This is a genomic window from Mycobacterium sp. IDUB_21, from assembly GCF_055419425.1.
The window spans coordinates 25,753-41,686 of sequence record NZ_JBVAXQ010000012.1 but is presented as its reverse complement, the minus strand read 5'-3'; the positions used below and the strand labels follow the sequence as shown (position 1 = coordinate 41,686).

Here is a 15,934-nt window from a genome sequence, read left to right as displayed (position 1 = left end):
AAAGACGAGTCTAAGCCAGTCCTCGACCGCCTCCGACAGTGATCTTGGTCAAGCCGGTGGTCCGGCTTGCGGCGCCTCCGGCGACGTGGCTGCGGGTGCCGGTGGAGCCGCGATCGCAGGGCCCTGTGCCGGCAGTGCGGGCGGTTCGTCTGCGGGCGCTGCCGGCGCCGGGGCGACGGCGTAGGCAGGCATCGGCGCCGGAGGTACGGGCGGCGCCTCCGGCGGACCGAACGGGGCCGGCGCGACGCCGACAGTGGCCGGTGGAACGGCGTAGGGCGGTGCCGCGGGGGTAGCCTCCGCCTGCGGCTCAAGGCAGATCATCCGGCAGGCCGCCGAGGGGCGTGGCAGCTGCTGCTCGGTGCTGTTCATCCAGGGCGTGGGCCAGGGCAGGTTCCCCGATTGGCCACCCGCGCCCGACTGACCCAGGTCGATCAGGGACGATCCGGCGGTCTGCTGGACCGGAGACATGCCGTGCATGCTGAACGACTCCGGCCCGAGGCCCTCCGGGTGTTCCAGGTGTTCCAGGTGCAGGTCCGCGATCGGCGGTGCCGGGCCGACGATCGGTGGCAGATCCACCGGCGCCACCCCGGTGGCGTAGGCCGCCGCCCAGCCCATCACGTTCTCCGCATAGGCCATCGAGTTGTTGTAACGCAAGATCGCGGTCATGACCTGCGTCTGCTCGCGCAGGTTGAGCCCCCCGCTGCACAGGTATCGCGCTGCCGCGAGCGTCGCGTCGTAGACGTTCTGCGGGTCCGCTCTTCCGTCACCGTCACCGTCGGCGGCATAATGCGACCAGGTTCCGGGCAGAAACTGCATCGGTCCCATCGCGCGGGCGTAGACAACCCGTCCGGGGGCACTGCTTTGTACGATGACTTCGTTTCCGGGCAGCGAACCGTCCAGCGACGGCCCGTAGATCGGCTGCAGCACGGTGCCGTGAACATCGGTGGCGCCACCGTTGGCGTGTGCCGACTCGATGCGGCCGATTCCTGCCAGCAGATTCCAGCTGATCCCGCATCCCGGGGCGGCGGTCGCCATCTGATGTTCGGCGTTGCGATAGGCCGCCAGTGCCGTTTTGGGAATCCCCAACGTGCCCGGCGCGTAGACGACCGCAGCCGGTTGCACCGACGGGGCGCCCGCGGCCACGTGCAGGTTCGGTTGCGGGCGCTGCACCGCAACGACGGCGGGGCCCGACGAGTGACCGGAGGAGGCGGTGTTTATAGCGGCCGCCAGCGGCGTCACCGCGGCATTGCGCAGGGGAAGCGAGGTCGACGGTGAGCGGGGCGTTGCGCCAACGGCGCCGGCGAACACCAGCGGGGTGATGAAGGTCAGGCCGAACGCCGGACGCAGGGCAGCGCGCGCTGCCCGCCGCCATCTGGCCGCGCGGGACAGGTGCTCGGCTGCGCTGCCCCCTGTAGGCACTCGACCGCCCTTTGTCCGCCGTGATAGAGCCGTACTGAAACCGCCTGGGCTTCGTGAACTAGGTCACCATACCCAACACCGGTCCCGGTGGTGTCGGTTATGCCGTCCGTCACCAGGTCAGCCCGGCCGGCCGGGTCCGGACTCCGGAGCGGCGGGTTTGGACTCGGGCCGCAGGTCTTCGAGCAGCTCCCGGAGCCGCTCGAGTTCATGGTGCAGGTAGTCGCGGGTGGCGACCTCACCGACCGCCAACCGCAATGAGGCCAGTTCCCGGGCCAGATACTCGGTGTCGGCCTTGGTCTGCGCGGCCCGGCGGCGGTCCTCGTCCAGGCTGACCCGGTCCCGGTTCTCCTGGCGGCTTTGGGCCAGCAGGATCAGCGGCGCGGCGTAGGCGGCCTGGGTGGAGAACGCCAGGTTGAGCAGGATGAACGGGTAGGGATCCCACTTCAGGCTGACCGCGTAGACGTTCAGCACAATCCAGGCCACCACAGCAATGGTCTGCATCGCCAGGTAGCGCCCGGTGCCGAAGAACCGCGCCACCGATTCGGTGAGCTGGCCCAGGGTGTCGGGGTCGATCCGCAGCCCGGGGATCCGCGAGGTGCGGGGGGTGGAGAGCCGCTGCAACGGCGAGCGGTCGGTCACACTGGCCTCCCGGCGAGTTTCGGCCCCAGGTCCGGCTCGGGGGTTTCGCGCCAATCATGTGGCAGCAGGTGATCCAGCACGTCGTCGACGGTCACCGCCCCCAGCAGGTGATTCTGTTCATCGAGCACCGGGCCGCAAACGAGATTGTAGGCGGCGAAATACCGGGTCAGCTCGGCCAGCGACACTTCCGGGTTCAGCGCAGGCAGGTCGGAGTCGACGATCCCGCCGATGAGTTCGGCCGGCGGTACCCGCAGCAGCCGCTGCAGCGGCACGCAGCCCAGATACCGGCCGGTCGGGGTGGCGGTCGGGGGGCGTGTCACGAATACCAGCGATGACAGCGCCGGGGTCAGGTCCGGGTCGCGCACCCGGGCCAGTGCCTCGGCTACCGACGTGTCGGCGGTCAGCACCACCGGATTGGACGTCATCAACCCGCCGGCGGTGTCGGGGGAGTGCTCCAGCAGGCGGCGCACCGGGTCGGAATCGTCGGGGTCCATCCGCGCCAGCAGCAGCTCCGCGTCGTTGGGGTTCATCGCACCCAGCAGGTCGGCTGCGTCGTCTGGATCCATCTCCTCCAGAACATCGGCCGCGCGTTCGGTGCCCAGCTGGCCCAGCACCGTGGCCTGACGCTCCTCCGGCAACTCCTGCAGGATGTCGGCCAGTCGCGCGTTGTCCAGCGCGTGGATCACCTCATAGCGCCGCTTGGGCGGCAGGTCGCGGAGGGCGTCGGCGACCTCGATCGGCCGCCAGCCCTCGAATTGTTGCAGCAACTGGGCCACACCCTGGCCGGGCATGGCCAGCGCGGACGGTGTCAGTCCCTGCACGGTGCGCCAGTCCACGATGTGCACGCTGGCGCGCCGTCCCAGCCGCCGGGAGTGGCGCACGGCGATCCGGGTGACCAGCCAGTCGCGGGTGCGGCTCTGCTCGATGGCCAGGTCGGTGATCGCCACGTCGACGCCGGCAAGCTCGGGCAGTTCGGGGTCGGTGACCCGGACCTTGGTGTCCAGCACCTGCCCCAGCACCAGCACTTCACCGGGCCGCTGGGTGAACTTGCGCAGCGAAACGGTTCCGGTGTTGAGGGTGACCGCGTTGGGTTCGATCGCCGCGACTCGGAGAATCGGTACGAAAATACGTCTGCGAGTGGGCAATTCGACGACGAGTCCGAGGACGCGTGGCTGTTGACGCACAATGCTGAGACTGACGACGACATCGCGGACCCGCCCGACGGATTCGCCGAACGGGCCCAGCACCAGCATCCGCGCGAGCCGTGCTGCGTAAACCCTGTTGCTCGACGCCATGGTTGAAAGGGTAGGAGTGTTTAGGTGACCAACGCATATCGCCCCCGCCGTACGTGTCTGTCGGTACCGGGCAGCAGCCAGAAGATGATCGACAAGGCCAAGGGCTTGCCCGCCGACCAGATCTTCCTCGATTTGGAGGACGCCGTCGCCCCGGCCGCCAAGGAGCAGGCCCGTGCCCGGGTGGCCGAAGCACTCACGGCGCCGGACTGGACGGCGCCGCTGCTGGGCGTGCGGGTCAACGACTGGACCACGCCGTGGACCCACGCCGACCTGATCGAGGTGGTCTCGGCCGTAGGCGCTGCTCCCGGCGCTGTGCTCGACGTCGTGGTGCTGCCGAAGGTGTCCGACGCGTCCCATGTCCAGGCCCTCGACCTGCTGTTGACCCAGCTGGAGACCGTCCACGGCCTGCCGGTCGGGCAGATCGGCATCGATGCTCAGATCGAGGACGCTCGCGGGCTGACCAACATCAACGCCATCGCCGCGGTGCCCCGGGTGCAGGCGCTGGTGCTCGGCCCGGCCGACCTGATGGCCAGCCTCAACACCCGGACCCTGGAGGTCGGCGAGCAACCGGAGGGATACACCGAGGGCGACGCCTACCACCACGTGCTGATGACGATCCTGGTCGCCGCCCGTGCTCACGGGATCGCCGCCGTCGACGGGCCCTACTTGAAGGTTCGGGACGTCGAGGCGTTCCGGCGGGTGGCCGGGCGTTCGGCTGCGCTGGGTTATGACGGCAAATGGGTATTGCACCCCGACCAGATCGCGGCGGGCAATGAGATCTTCAGTCCGCGGCAAGCCGAGTACGACCACGCCGAGCTGATCCTGGAGGCCTACGCCTGGCACACCTCGCAGGCCGGCGGCGCTCGTGGCGCGGTGATGCTCGGCGACGAGATGCTCGACGAGGCCAGCCGCAAGATGGCATTGGTGGTGGTCGGCAAAGGCCGAGCAGCCGGGATGCGCCGTGCGGCACCGCCGTTCGAGCCGCCGAGCTAGGCATCAACACCGGGTCAGTGCAGGGCGACCATCGCCAGGATGAATGAGAGAACCACTGCGGCGCCGCCGACCGCGGTGCCGGCCACCGCGATCCCGTGACCGGCCTCACCGGTCCTCTTGATCTGGCTCAGCGCGACGACACCCAATATCGCGCCGACGACCGCCAGCGGCCAGAACAGTAGGCCGAGCAGCGCGACGACCAGGGAGCTGATCGCCACGACGTTGGTCTTCTGCGGCTGGCCCGGATTGAAGTAGCCCCCGGGATAGGGCGTGCCGTAGCCCGCCGGTGGGTAGCCGGGCGGTGTGCCGTAGCCGGACGGGTAGCCGGGTGGTGTGCCGAAGCCCGGGTAGTCGGTCGGTGCGCCGTAGCCGGGCGGCGGATACCCGCCGGGCGGAGGGGGCGGCGGATAACCGCCTGCCTGCTGGGGCGGGGGATAACCGCCTTGCTGGGACGGCGGATAACCGCCTGCCTGCTGGGGCGGCGGATATCCCCCGGGCGGCGGAAATCCGCCGGTCGGTGGGGGAAATCCGCTCGGCGGTGGGGGTGGCGGAAATCCGCCTGGCGGGTAACCGGGCGCCGAGGGAGGATAGTTGTCGAAGCCCGCCGGGTAGGGCCAGCCGCCCTGTTCGGGCCCGGGTGCACCCGCGTCCGGCCAGGGTTGATCGGCATTGGCTCGTGGATTCTCGCCAGAATCGCCGCCGGGAGCTGTCATGCTGTTCAACCTAGCGGATGCGCCGGGACCCAAGGCGTGACGGCGTGCCTGCCCGCCATCCGGGTACCTTGTCGGAGCGAGGAGAGAGAAGCCCCATGACCAGCCCTTTTCAGTCCGGACCGACCCCCGATCCGCTCGGCGCGGCGGCGGCCGCTCCGGGCCGGCGTGACGTGGCCCGGCTGCCCACGCCGCCCAGAGGCTGGCCGATCGGGGCTTATCCCACCTACGCCGAAGCGCAGCGCGCGGTGGACTATCTGTCCGATCAGCAGTTCCCGGTGCACCAGGTGACGATCGTCGGTGTCGACTTGATGCAGGTCGAACGGGTCACCGGTCGGCTCACGTGGCCCAAGGTGCTCGGCGGCGGGGTGTTGACCGGGGCCTGGTTGGGTTTGTTCATCGGTCTGGTGCTGGGCATCTTCAGCGCCAACCCGACCCAGGCGTTGGTGACGGGCCTGATCGCCGGGGTGTTCTTCGGTTTGATCACGTCGTCCGTCCCGTACGCGATGGCCCGCGGCACAAGGGATTTCAGTTCGACCATGCAATTGGTCGCGGGTCGCTACGACGTGCTGTGTGACCCGCAGAGTGCCGAGCAGGGCCGGGATCTGTTGGCGAAGCTGACCCTCTGACGGGTGTTGTTGCACAGCGCGGGCGCCCGGCCTTACCGTTCTGGCACGGGACGGCAACGGGAGGCGGATGGCGTGGCGAGTCGGCGCGGTCGCGTGCGGCGGCTGGGCGCGGCTGCGCTGGCGGCACTGACCGTCGCATCCGGATCGGCCTGCGGCGCGACCGGGCAGACCGGTGACGGCCTGGTGATCAGCGTGTACACCCCGGCCAACGACACCGCGACGTTCCGCGCCATCGCCCGGCGCTGTACCGAACAGGCCGGTGGTCGCTACCGGGTTGAACAGTTCAGCCTGCCGCGAGCCGCTGATGATCAGCGCCTGCAACTGGCCCGCCGGCTGACCGGCAACGACCGCACGCTGGACGTGATGGGCCTGGATGTGGTGTGGACCGCGGAGTTCGCCGAGGCCGGCTGGGCGCTGCCGCTGTCGGCCGACCCGGCCGGGAAGGCCGAAGCCGATGCCGCCGACGACACCTTGCCCGGCCCGCTCGCGACCGCCCGCTGGCGACAGCAACTCTATGCCTCCCCGATCATCACCAACACCCAATTGCTCTGGTACCGACCGGATCTGATGGGTAATGCGCCGCAGACTTGGGATCAGATGGTCGCCGAGGCGGCCCGATTGCACGCCGCCGGCGAGCCGAGCTGGATCGGGGTGCAAGCCAAGCAATATGAGGGTCTGGTGGTGTGGTTCAACACGCTGCTGGCAAGCGCCGGGGGGCGGGTGCTGGACGACGACGGCAAGACCGTCACCCTGACCGACACGGCCGAGCATCGGGCCGCCACCGTCGCGGCGCTGCGGATCATGCAGGCGGTTGCGAGCGCCCCGGGTGCTGACCCGTCGATCACCCAGAGCGACGAGGGCACCGCGCGGCTGGCTTTCGAGCAGGGCAAGGCGGCACTGGAGGTCAACTGGCCGTTCGTGTTGCCGTCGCTGCTGGAGAACGCGGTCAAGGGCGGAGTCGGGTTCCTGCCCCTGGACCGGCGTTCGGACCTGGCCGGCAGCATCAACGATGTCGGCTCGTTCGCGCCCAGCGACGCCCAGTACCGGATCGCCTACGACGCCAGCCGCAATGTGCTCGGGTTCGCGCCCTATCCCGCGGTGTCGCCGGATCATCCGGCCAAGGTGACCCTCGGCGGGCTGAACCTGGCGGTGGCCCGGACCACCCGGCATCGTGCGGAGGCGTTCGAAGCGGTGCGCTGTCTACGCGATGTGGCCAATCAGAAGTACGTCGCGATCGAGGGCGGTCTGCCCCCGGTGCGCGCTTCGCTGTACTCCGACCCGCAATTTCAGGAGAAGTACCCACACCACAACCTGATTCGCGATCAACTCACCAATGCGGCGGTGCGCCCGGCGACGCCGGTCTATCAGGCGGTGTCGATCCGGATCTCGGCGACGCTGGCGCCGATCACCGCGATCGATCCAGAACGCACCGCCGACGAGCTCACCGTGCAGGTGCGCAAGGCCATCGACGGCAAGGGGCTGATCCCGTGAGCGCCCGCAGGGATTCCCGGGCCGATGACGCCAGATCGCAGCGGCGGCTGGCGGTGGCGCTCGTCGCCCCGGCGGTGATCCTGATGCTGACGGTGACGGCCTACCCGATCGGCTACGCGATCTGGCTGAGCCTGCTGCGCTACAACCTGGCCACCCCCGACGACACCGCGTTCGTCGGCCTGGCCAACTACCAGACCACCCTGACCGACGCCTACTGGTGGACCGCGTTCGCGGTGACACTGGGCATCACCGTGGTCTCGGTGGCGATCGAATTCGTGCTGGGGTTGGCACTGGCCCTGGTGATGCACCGGACTCTGTTCGCCAAGGGCATGGTGCGCACCGCGGTGCTGGTGCCCTACGGCATCGTCACCGTGGCCGCCGCCTACAGCTGGTATTACGCCTGGACGCCGGGCACCGGCTACCTGGCCGGACTGTTGCCCGCCGGCAGTGCGCCGTTGACCCACCAACTGCCGTCCCTGGCCATCGTGGTGCTGGCCGAGGTGTGGAAGACGACGCCGTTCATGGCGCTGCTGCTGCTGGCCGGGCTGGCCCTGGTGCCCGAGGACCTGCTCAAGGCGGCGCAGGTCGACGGCGCCGGCGCCTGGCGGCGACTGGTGAAAGTCATCCTGCCGATGATGAAACCGGCCATTCTGGTGGCCTTGTTGTTCCGCACACTCGACGCGTTCCGCATCTTCGACAACATCTACATCCTCACCAACGGCTCCAACAACACCGGCTCGGTGTCGATCCTGGGCTACGACAACCTGTTCAAGGGCTTCAACGTCGGCCTGGGTTCGGCGATCTCGGTGCTGATCTTCGTCTGCGTGGCGTTGATCGCTTGGGTGTTCGTCAAGGTGTTCGGCGCCGCGGCGCCGGGATCGGACCAGAAATGACCGATCCTCGCCGACGCGTGGCGTGGCTGATCATCGACGTGGCAGTGGTGGTCTACGCGCTGGTTCCGGTGCTGTGGATCCTGTCGCTGTCGCTCAAGCCGACGTCAACGGTCAAGGACGGCAAGCTGATTCCGTCGTCGGTGACCTTGGATAACTACCGCGGTATCTTCGCCGGGGATGTCTTCGGCTCGGCGCTGGTCAACTCGGTGGGCATCGGGCTGATCACCACGGTGATCGCGGTGGTGATCGGCGCGATGGCCGCCTACGCTGTGGCGCGACTGGACTTCCCCGGCAAGCGGCTGCTGGTCGGGGCCGCGCTGTTGATCGCGATGTTCCCCCAGATATCGCTGGTGACACCGATTTTCAACATCGAGCGGACAATCGGGCTCTTCGACACCTGGCCGGGGCTGATCATCCCCTACATCACCTTCGCGCTGCCGCTGGCGATCTACACGCTCTCGGCGTTCTTCCAAGAGATTCCGTGGGACCTGGAGAAGGCCGCCAAGATGGACGGTGCCAGCCCCGGTCAGGCGTTCCGCAAAGTGATCGCACCGCTGGCGGCGCCCGGAATCGTGACCGCGGCGATCCTGGTCTTCATCTTCGCCTGGAACGACCTGCTGCTTGCGTTGTCGCTGACGGCGACCAAAGCCTCGGTCACGGCGCCGGTAGCGATCGCCAACTTCACCGGCAGTTCGCAGTTCGAGGAACCGACCGGCTCGATTGCCGCGGGCGCGATGGTGATCACGGTGCCGATCATCATCTTTGTTCTAATCTTCCAGCGACGGATCGTCGCGGGGCTGACCTCCGGTGCCGTGAAGGGATAGCAGGATGGCAGAGATCGAACTCCTCCACATCAGCAAGAGCTACCCCGACGGCGCCGTGGCGGTCAAAGATCTGTCGCTGACCATCGCCGACGGCGAGTTCATCATTCTGGTGGGCCCGTCGGGCTGCGGAAAATCCACGACGCTGAACATGATCGCGGGTCTGGAGGAGATCTCGTCGGGGGAGCTGCGCATCGGTGGTGAACGCGTCAACGAGCGGGCTCCCAAGGACCGCGACATCGCGATGGTTTTCCAGTCCTACGCCCTCTACCCGCACATGACGGTGCGGCAGAACATCGCCTTCCCGTTGACCCTGGCCAAGATGAAGAAGACGCAGATCGCCGAGAAGGTCGCGGAGGTCGCCAAAATCCTCGACCTGTCAGCTTTTCTGGATCGCAAGCCGTCGCAGTTGTCCGGCGGGCAGCGTCAGCGGGTCGCCATGGGAAGGGCGATCGTGCGGCAACCCAAGGCATTTCTGATGGATGAGCCGCTGTCGAATCTGGACGCCAAGCTGCGGGTGCAGATGCGCAGCGAGATCGCCCGGCTGCAGCGGCGACTGGGCACCACCACCGTCTACGTCACGCACGACCAGACCGAGGCGATGACGCTCGGCGACCGGGTGGTGGTGATGCACGGGGGGATCGCGCAGCAGATCGGCACCCCCGACGAGCTTTACGAGCGGCCCGCCAACCTGTTCGTCGCCGGTTTCGTCGGCTCACCGGCGATGAACTTCTTCGCCGGCACGCTCACCGCGACCGGCGCGCGACTGCCGTTCGGTGAGGTCCCGCTGGCCGCGGAGGTCCGCGAGGCGATCAGTCGCCACCCCGAGCCACACGGCAACGACGTCGTCATCGGTGTGCGCCCCGAGCATCTCGGTGACGCCGGGCTGCTCGACGACGCCGGGCGGTGCAGTGCTGTCACGTTCGGGGCTCGCGTCGATCTCGTCGAATCTCTCGGCGCCGATAAGTACCTGTACTTCACCCCGAACGAATCGGCCGGCGCCCCAACCGAAGCCGAGCTGGTGGCAAGGGTTCCCGCCGCGTCGAAGGCGGTTGGCGGGCAGCCGATCGAGCTGGCGCTGGACCCCGGCAAAGTGGTGGTGTTCGACGCCAAGTCCGGGGTAAACCTCAGCGTCGCGCCGGCCGGCCGGTGAACCGCCGGTGAGCGACGACCTGGACCAGGTGCGCGAACACCTTCGAGCACACTTCGCCGCCGCGGGCATCACCTCGGAACCCGATACCGCACGCGTGACGTTCCTGGGGGTCGAGCCCATCGAAGTGCTGCGGTTCGGCCCCGGGCCCGACCGGATGGTGCATTACGTCTCGGTGGGATGTTCGCGGCATCCGATGGGGGATCCCGGCCAGATCTTGGCCGACCCGGTGCATGGGCCCCGCGCAGAAGTCGTTCTGCGCCTTCGGAATGCCGGCTCCGATGCCGGGTTGGCCCGCAGTCTCGCTGCGGTGGCGGCCGCGCCGGCGGTGGAGGGGCTGGTGCTGGCGACAGACGCGCTGATGGACCTCGGCGGGCCGTTGTGGACCCGGCAGTCGGGCGCGGTGCCGTTCACCGCGGTGCTGCTGGGCGAGAGTCACATCGCCGAATTGGCCCTGGCGCAACCGCGCGAGCCGGTGCGGTTCTTCTCGGCCACCCCGATCACCGCGACCGAGGCGGCCTGGGTGCGACTCAAGGGTGCCGACGCGATGCGGGAAGCGTGGCGGACCGACGGGGTGGACGTTTTCGACCCGGACCGCCGCGCCTCCCAGCCCCGCTAACGGCTCAGAGCCAGCCGTTGCGGCGAAATGCGCGGTAGAGCACCGAGCAGACGCCGGCCATGGCCACCAGCACCACCGGGTAACTGAACGTCCAGTGCAGTGCGGGCATGTGGTCGAAGTTCATTCCGTAGATGCCGGCGATCATGGTGGGGACGGCGATGATGCCGGCCCAGGCCGACATCTTGCGCATGTCGGTGTTCTGCTGCATGCCCACCCGCGCGAGTGCCGCCTGCACCAGCGCGCTGAGCGTCTCGTCGTAGCCGGCGATCTGCTCGGCGGCGCGGGTCTGGTGGTCGGCGACGTCACGCAGGTAGCGCCGCACCTCTTTGGAGATCAGGTCCTTGTAGTCGGTCTGCATCCGCTGAAACGGGATGGTCAGCGGTGCGACCGCGCGCCGCAGTTCGACGACTTCGCGCTTGATCTGGTAGATCGGCTCGACGTCGGTGCGGGTGCCCGGAGCGAACGCCACCTCCTCGATGGTGTCGATGTCGCTTTCCATGAGGTTGGTCACCTCGACGTAGCGGTCGACCACATAGTCGGCGATGGCATGCATCACCGCGTACGGGCCCAGTCGCATGTGCTCGGGGTCGGCGTCCATCCGCTTGCGGACATCGGAGAGGCCGCTGTGTTCGCCGTGGCGGACGGTCACGACGAAGTTCTTGCCGACGAAGATCATGATCTCGCCGGTTTCGACGATCTGCCGCGGCAGCACCACCGATTCGTGCGGGACGTAGTTGACGGTTTTGAGCACCAGAAAAGCGGTCTCGTCGTAACGCTCCAGCTTGGGCCGCTGGTGGGCGTGCACAGCGTCCTCGACGGACAGTTCGTGCAGGTCGAAGGTCGTGGCCACGGCCTGCATCTGGCGTTCATCGGGCTCGTGCAGGCCGACCCAGACGAACCCCTCGCGACCGTTCGCCTCGATCTCGCGCACCTTGGCCATCGCGCCGGCGGGGGTGAACTCCCCGGCAACCCGGTCGCCGTCGGCGTAGACGCCGCAGTCGACCAGCACCCGGGGAGCCGAGTCGCGCAATGCCGTCATGGTGGCCTCCCTCCCGACGCATGTGCCGGTCAAATGCTACGCGCCCGCCCCCAAACTGACCGGTCAGCGCGGTTCGGCCCGGGTCCGGAGTTTCGGCGCAGGCGGGGGTGCGCTAGTTTCGACCCGGACCAATCCAGACCAAGCCGAACCCGTTCGAGGAGCACTTGACGTGAGCAAAACCCCGCTCAAGGTGGCCGTCACCGGCGCCGCCGGCCAGATCGGCTACAGCCTGCTATTCCGTCTGGCCAGTGGCTCGCTGCTGGGCCCCGACCGGCCGATCGAACTGCGGCTGCTCGAGATCGAGCCCGCGCTCAAGGCGCTTGAGGGCGTGGTGATGGAGCTCGACGACTGCGCATTCCCGCTGCTGTCGGGCGTGCAGATCGGCTCGGATGCGAACAAGATCTTCGACGGCGTCAACCTGGCGCTGCTGGTCGGCGCCCGCCCGCGTGGGCCGGGCATGGAGCGCAGCGACCTGCTCGAGGCCAACGGCGCGATCTTCACCGCCCAGGGCAAGGCTCTCAACGCGGTTGCGGCCTCCGATGTCCGGGTGGGTGTTACCGGCAACCCGGCCAACACCAACGCGCTGATCGCGATGACCAACGCCCCCGACATCCCCAAGGAGCGGTTCTCCGCGCTGACCCGCCTGGACCACAACCGGGCGATCTCGCAGCTGGCCGCCAAGACCGGCGCCAAGGTCACCGACGTCAAGAAGATGACGATCTGGGGCAACCACTCCGCGAGCCAGTACCCCGACATCTTCCACGCCGAGGTCGGCGGGCGTAACGCCGCCGAGGTGGTCGGGGACCAGGCCTGGATCGAGAAGGACTTCATCCCCACCGTCGCCAAGCGTGGCGCGGCGATCATCGACGCGCGCGGCGCCTCGTCGGCCGCCTCGGCAGCTTCCGCGACCGTCGATGCCGCCCGGGACTGGCTGCTGGGCAGCCCGGACGGGAACTGGGTGTCGATGGCTGTGGTCTCCGACGGCTCCTACGGGGTGCCCGAGGGCCTGATCTCGTCGTTCCCGGTCACCACCTCCGGTGGCGACTGGAGCATCGTGCAGGGTCTGGAGATCGACGACTTCTCCCGCGGCCGGATCGACGCTTCGACCGCTGAGCTGGCCGAGGAGCGCGAGGCGGTCACCGGGCTGGGCTTGATCTGAGCACGGCCGGCGCCCACCGGCGCTGGCCGTTGCCGGTCGAGATGAACCAGCGCAGTACCCTGGACTATCGATGCCCGAGAACCTTGCGAACGCGGTGAATAACTCGCCGATTGTCATCGGAGACGAAGAGATCTTCGAAGCCCACATGGGTGGAAAGATCTCCGTCGACCTGAAATCGCCGTTGGACAGCCAACGCGCGCTGTCGATCGCCTACACGCCCGGCGTGGCTCAGGTCAGTCGCGCCATCGCGGCGGACCACACGCTGGCGGCCCGCTACACCTGGGCACACCGGCTGGTGGCGGTGGTCAGTGACGGTACGTCGGTACTCGGGCTGGGTGACCTCGGTCCGGCGGCGTCGCTGCCGGTGATGGAGGGCAAAGCGGCGCTGTTCAAGACCTTCGCCGGCCTGGACTCCATTCCGATTGTGTTGGCCACCAAGGATCCCGACGAGATCGTGGAGACCCTGGTGCGGCTGCGTCCGTCGTTCGGGGCGGTCAACCTGGAGGACATCTCGGCCCCGCGGTGCTTCGAGATCGAGCGGCGGGTGATCGAGGCGCTGGACTGCCCGGTGATGCACGATGACCAGCACGGCACCGCGATCGTGGCGTTGGCGGCCCTGCTGGGCGCGGCCAAGGTGCTCGACCGCGACATCGCGTCGCTGCGGGTGGTGGTTTCCGGTGCCGGCGCCGCGGGCGTGGCCTGCGCGAATATCCTTCTGTCCAAAGACATCTCGGAGATGGTGGTGCTGGATTCGCAGGGCGTCCTGCATCAGGGACGCACCGACATGAACGAAGTCAAGGTCGAGCTGGCGCAGCGGACCAATCCTCGTGGCCTTACCGGCGGCCTGGCCGAGGCACTGGCCGGCGCCGACGTATTTCTGGGTGCCTCCGGTGGAGTGGTCCCGGAGGAGCTGATCGCGTCCATGAACCCGGGCGGGGTGGTGTTCGCGCTGTCCAACCCCGACCCGGAGATCCACCCGGATCTGGCGGCCAAGTACGCGGCGATCGTGGCGACCGGCCGCAGCGATTTCCCGAACCAGATCAACAACGTGTTGGCGTTTCCCGGAATTTTCCGGGGCGCGCTGGATGCCGGCGCACGCCGCATCACCGAGGCGATGAAGTTGGCTGCCGCCGAGGCGATCTACTCCGTCGTCGCCGACGATCTGGCACCGGACCGCGTCGTCCCCAGCCCGCTGGACCCTCGTGTCGAGCCGGCCGTTGCGGCGGCGGTCGCGGCGGCCGCCGACTCAACGTCCTGAGCACACGGTGCCGCGCCCGGTAAGACAGCACCTGCGCCGACTGGCGCTCGGATGGGTCGCCCTGCTGATCGCCGGTTGCCATCACCCGGCGCCGCCGTCACTGAGCGTGGGAGCCTCATCGGACCCGCAATCGCAGGTTCTCGCGCACCTGTACGCGAGCGCCTTGCGCGGCGCCGGCACCGCGGTGCGGATCGAACCCGTCGCCGATCCGATCGCCGGGCTGGATGCCGGAGAGCTCACCGTCGTTCCCGGCTTCACCGGTCGGCTCCTGGCAGTGTTCGCCCCCGACTCGGTGGCGCGCTCCGACCGGCAGGTCTACTGGGCATTGGCGGGCGCGCTGCCGGAGGGCATCGCGGTCGGCGACTATGCCATGAGCGCCGGCGACAAGCCCGCCCTGGTTGTGACGAAAGCAACCGCGACTTCGTGGGAAGGCACCGACCTGCGCACGCTGGTACGGCACTGCGCGGGGTTGGTTGTCGGCGCGGTTGCGGGTGCGCGGCCACCCGCTGCGGTGGGCCGGTGCACATTGCCCAAGCTGCGCGAATTCCCTGATGGCGCAGCATTGTTCGCCGCGTTGCGTAGCCGTCAGATCACAGCCGCGTGGTCCAGCACCGCCGATCCGTCGGTGCCCGATGACGCCGGCGACGCCGTGCTGCTCACCGACGCCCACCCGGCACTGGTGCGCGCGGAGAATGTGGTGCCGCTGTATCAGCGCAATGCGCTGACCGAACCTCAACTGCTGGCGATCAACCAGGTGGCCGGTGTGCTGGACACCGCTGCCCTGATCGACATGCGTCGCCGGGTGGCCGACGGAGCCGCTCCGCAGACGGTCGTGGATGCCTTCTTGGAAGAGCACCCGCTCGGGCGGTAGCCCCCGCTACCGAGGCCCGAACCTGCCGATGACGAACGCGAACAGTCGCTGGTATCGCGAGCCGGTGAGGCGCACCAACAGGTCGAGCGCCCGGGCGTCCGTTCCGATCAGTACGCGGGCCCGATTCTTTCGGACGCCGTCCAGGATCACCCGGGCGGCGTCTTCCGCGCTGGTGGAGGCCAGCTTCCGGTCGAAGAATTCGGCCATGGCAGCGGCGTCGACACCCTCGACCGTGGTGGCGTTACGGGCGATGGCGGTCTTGATGCCGCCCGGATGCACCGTGGTGACCTTGACCGGGTGCTTGGCTATGGCCATCTCCTGGTGCAACGCCTCGGTGAAGCCGCGGACGGCGAACTTGGCCGCGTTGTAGGCGGCCTGACCGGGCATCGATAACAGCCCGAACAGGCTGGAGATGTTGATGACGTGCCCGTCGCCCGAGGCGATCAGGTGCGGCAGGAACGCCTTGGTGCCGTTGACTACGCCCCAGAAGTCGACATCCATCACCCGCTCGATGTCCTTGAAGTGGCTGGCCTCGACGTCGCCGCTGAAGGCGATGCCGGCGTTGTTGTAGATCTGGTTGACCTTGCCGAAATGGTCTTTGACCTCATCGGCGTAGGTGATGAACGCCTCCCGCTCGGTGACATCGAGCCGATCGGCCTTGACCTGCACTCCCAGCGCGGTCAACCGCTGCTCGGTCTGGGCAAGTCCCTCGAGGTCGACATCGCTGATCGCCAGTCGCGCGCCCGCGCGGGCGAGCTCGACGGCCAGTGCCTGTCCGATCCCCGAACCGGCGCCGGTGACGACGGCGACTTTCCCGGCGAATCCCTGCATGGTGCTCTCCCAGCGGTCGGTGGTCAACGGAGTTTATCCGGTACCGCCGGTATCGGGGCTCGGTGCCCCGGCGAGCGTGCGCAATCCCGGTCATTCGATCGGCGCGTCGGCCGGGGA

The 15,934-nt window shown here is 68.4% G+C and carries 15 protein-coding genes and 1 pseudogene; 10 read left to right on the top strand and 6 right to left on the bottom strand.

Going from position 1 to position 15,934, the window contains the following annotated elements; genetic code table 11:
- Window positions 1–48: 48 nt before the first annotated feature.
- The 3 genes from ACZYY4_RS17375 to ACZYY4_RS17365 form a co-directional block, all read right to left on the bottom strand.
- Complete coding sequence (locus tag ACZYY4_RS17375) at window positions 49–1,419, bottom strand: lytic transglycosylase domain-containing protein (protein ID WP_463811239.1); 1,371 nt, start codon at window positions 1,417–1,419, stop codon at window positions 49–51.
- A gap of 117 nt (window positions 1,420–1,536) precedes the next feature.
- The gene (locus tag ACZYY4_RS17370) at window positions 1,537–2,058 is read right to left on the bottom strand and encodes a DUF1003 domain-containing protein (protein WP_463811238.1); all 522 of its coding nucleotides are present in this window, start codon (window positions 2,056–2,058) and stop codon (window positions 1,537–1,539) included.
- Window positions 2,055–3,353 carry a magnesium transporter MgtE N-terminal domain-containing protein gene (locus ACZYY4_RS17365; RefSeq protein WP_463811237.1) on the bottom strand — a complete coding sequence of 433 codons (1,299 nt, stop codon included), beginning with the start codon at window positions 3,351–3,353 and terminating at the stop codon, window positions 2,055–2,057. Before ACZYY4_RS17365 ends, ACZYY4_RS17370 begins: the two co-directional genes overlap by 4 nt.
- Window positions 3,354–3,377: 24 nt before the next feature.
- Here ACZYY4_RS17365 and ACZYY4_RS17360 point away from each other — a divergent pair, with 24 nt between their 5' ends.
- Window positions 3,378–4,346: an HpcH/HpaI aldolase/citrate lyase family protein gene (locus ACZYY4_RS17360; protein ID WP_463811236.1), complete on the top strand. Its 969-nt coding sequence runs from the start codon at window positions 3,378–3,380 to the stop codon at window positions 4,344–4,346.
- A gap of 14 nt (window positions 4,347–4,360) precedes the next feature.
- Here the strand turns inward: ACZYY4_RS17360 and ACZYY4_RS17355 are convergent, their stop codons facing one another.
- Window positions 4,361–5,059 carry a DUF4190 domain-containing protein gene (locus tag ACZYY4_RS17355; RefSeq protein ID WP_463811235.1) on the bottom strand — a complete coding sequence of 233 codons (699 nt, stop codon included), beginning with the start codon at window positions 5,057–5,059 and terminating at the stop codon, window positions 4,361–4,363.
- A 95-nt stretch (window positions 5,060–5,154) separates the two neighbouring features.
- Here ACZYY4_RS17355 and ACZYY4_RS17350 point away from each other — a divergent pair, with 95 nt between their 5' ends.
- The 6 genes from ACZYY4_RS17350 (at window position 5,155) to ACZYY4_RS17325 (ending at window position 10,659) form a co-directional block, all read left to right on the top strand.
- Window positions 5,155–5,685 carry a YflT domain-containing protein gene (locus ACZYY4_RS17350; protein ID WP_463811234.1) on the top strand — a complete coding sequence of 177 codons (531 nt, stop codon included), beginning with the start codon at window positions 5,155–5,157 and terminating at the stop codon, window positions 5,683–5,685.
- Window positions 5,686–5,757: 72 nt separating this feature from the next.
- Complete coding sequence (locus ACZYY4_RS17345) at window positions 5,758–7,176, top strand: ABC transporter substrate-binding protein (RefSeq protein WP_463811233.1); 1,419 nt, start codon at window positions 5,758–5,760, stop codon at window positions 7,174–7,176.
- Window positions 7,173–8,069, top strand: coding sequence for a carbohydrate ABC transporter permease (locus ACZYY4_RS17340; RefSeq protein ID WP_463811232.1), 897 nt, complete (start codon window positions 7,173–7,175; stop codon window positions 8,067–8,069). The genes ACZYY4_RS17345 and ACZYY4_RS17340 overlap by 4 nt, the downstream gene beginning before the upstream one ends.
- A complete protein-coding gene (locus ACZYY4_RS17335) occupies window positions 8,066–8,893 on the top strand; it encodes a carbohydrate ABC transporter permease (protein ID WP_463811231.1) in 828 nt (275 codons plus the stop codon). The genes ACZYY4_RS17340 and ACZYY4_RS17335 overlap by 4 nt, the downstream gene beginning before the upstream one ends.
- A 4-nt stretch (window positions 8,894–8,897) precedes the next feature.
- Window positions 8,898–10,043, top strand: coding sequence for an ABC transporter ATP-binding protein (locus tag ACZYY4_RS17330; RefSeq protein ID WP_463811230.1), 1,146 nt, complete (start codon window positions 8,898–8,900; stop codon window positions 10,041–10,043).
- Between the two features lie 7 nt (window positions 10,044–10,050).
- Window positions 10,051–10,659 carry a suppressor of fused domain protein gene (locus ACZYY4_RS17325; RefSeq protein ID WP_463811229.1) on the top strand — a complete coding sequence of 203 codons (609 nt, stop codon included), beginning with the start codon at window positions 10,051–10,053 and terminating at the stop codon, window positions 10,657–10,659.
- A gap of 4 nt (window positions 10,660–10,663) precedes the next feature.
- Here the strand turns inward: ACZYY4_RS17325 and corA are convergent.
- Window positions 10,664–11,671: pseudogene (gene corA, locus ACZYY4_RS17320) on the bottom strand (magnesium/cobalt transporter CorA); the annotation flags it as partial.
- Between the two features lie 196 nt (window positions 11,672–11,867).
- Here corA and ACZYY4_RS17315 point away from each other — a divergent pair.
- The 3 genes from ACZYY4_RS17315 to ACZYY4_RS17305 all read left to right on the top strand — a co-directional run bounded on the left by ACZYY4_RS17315 (window position 11,868) and on the right by ACZYY4_RS17305 (window position 14,986).
- Window positions 11,868–12,857, top strand: a complete 990-nt coding sequence (locus tag ACZYY4_RS17315) for a malate dehydrogenase (RefSeq protein WP_463811228.1) — start codon at window positions 11,868–11,870, stop codon at window positions 12,855–12,857.
- 70 nt (window positions 12,858–12,927) lie between these two features.
- On the top strand, window positions 12,928–14,115 hold the full coding sequence (locus ACZYY4_RS17310) for an NAD(P)-dependent malic enzyme (RefSeq protein WP_463811227.1): 1,188 nt from the start codon (window positions 12,928–12,930) through the stop codon (window positions 14,113–14,115).
- A gap of 7 nt (window positions 14,116–14,122) precedes the next feature.
- Window positions 14,123–14,986 carry a glycine betaine ABC transporter substrate-binding protein gene (locus ACZYY4_RS17305; protein WP_463811226.1) on the top strand — a complete coding sequence of 288 codons (864 nt, stop codon included), beginning with the start codon at window positions 14,123–14,125 and terminating at the stop codon, window positions 14,984–14,986.
- Between the two features lie 6 nt (window positions 14,987–14,992).
- Here the strand turns inward: ACZYY4_RS17305 and ACZYY4_RS17300 are convergent, their stop codons facing one another.
- Window positions 14,993–15,817 carry an SDR family NAD(P)-dependent oxidoreductase gene (locus ACZYY4_RS17300; protein ID WP_463811367.1) on the bottom strand — a complete coding sequence of 275 codons (825 nt, stop codon included), beginning with the start codon at window positions 15,815–15,817 and terminating at the stop codon, window positions 14,993–14,995.
- Window positions 15,818–15,934: the final 117 nt, after the last annotated feature.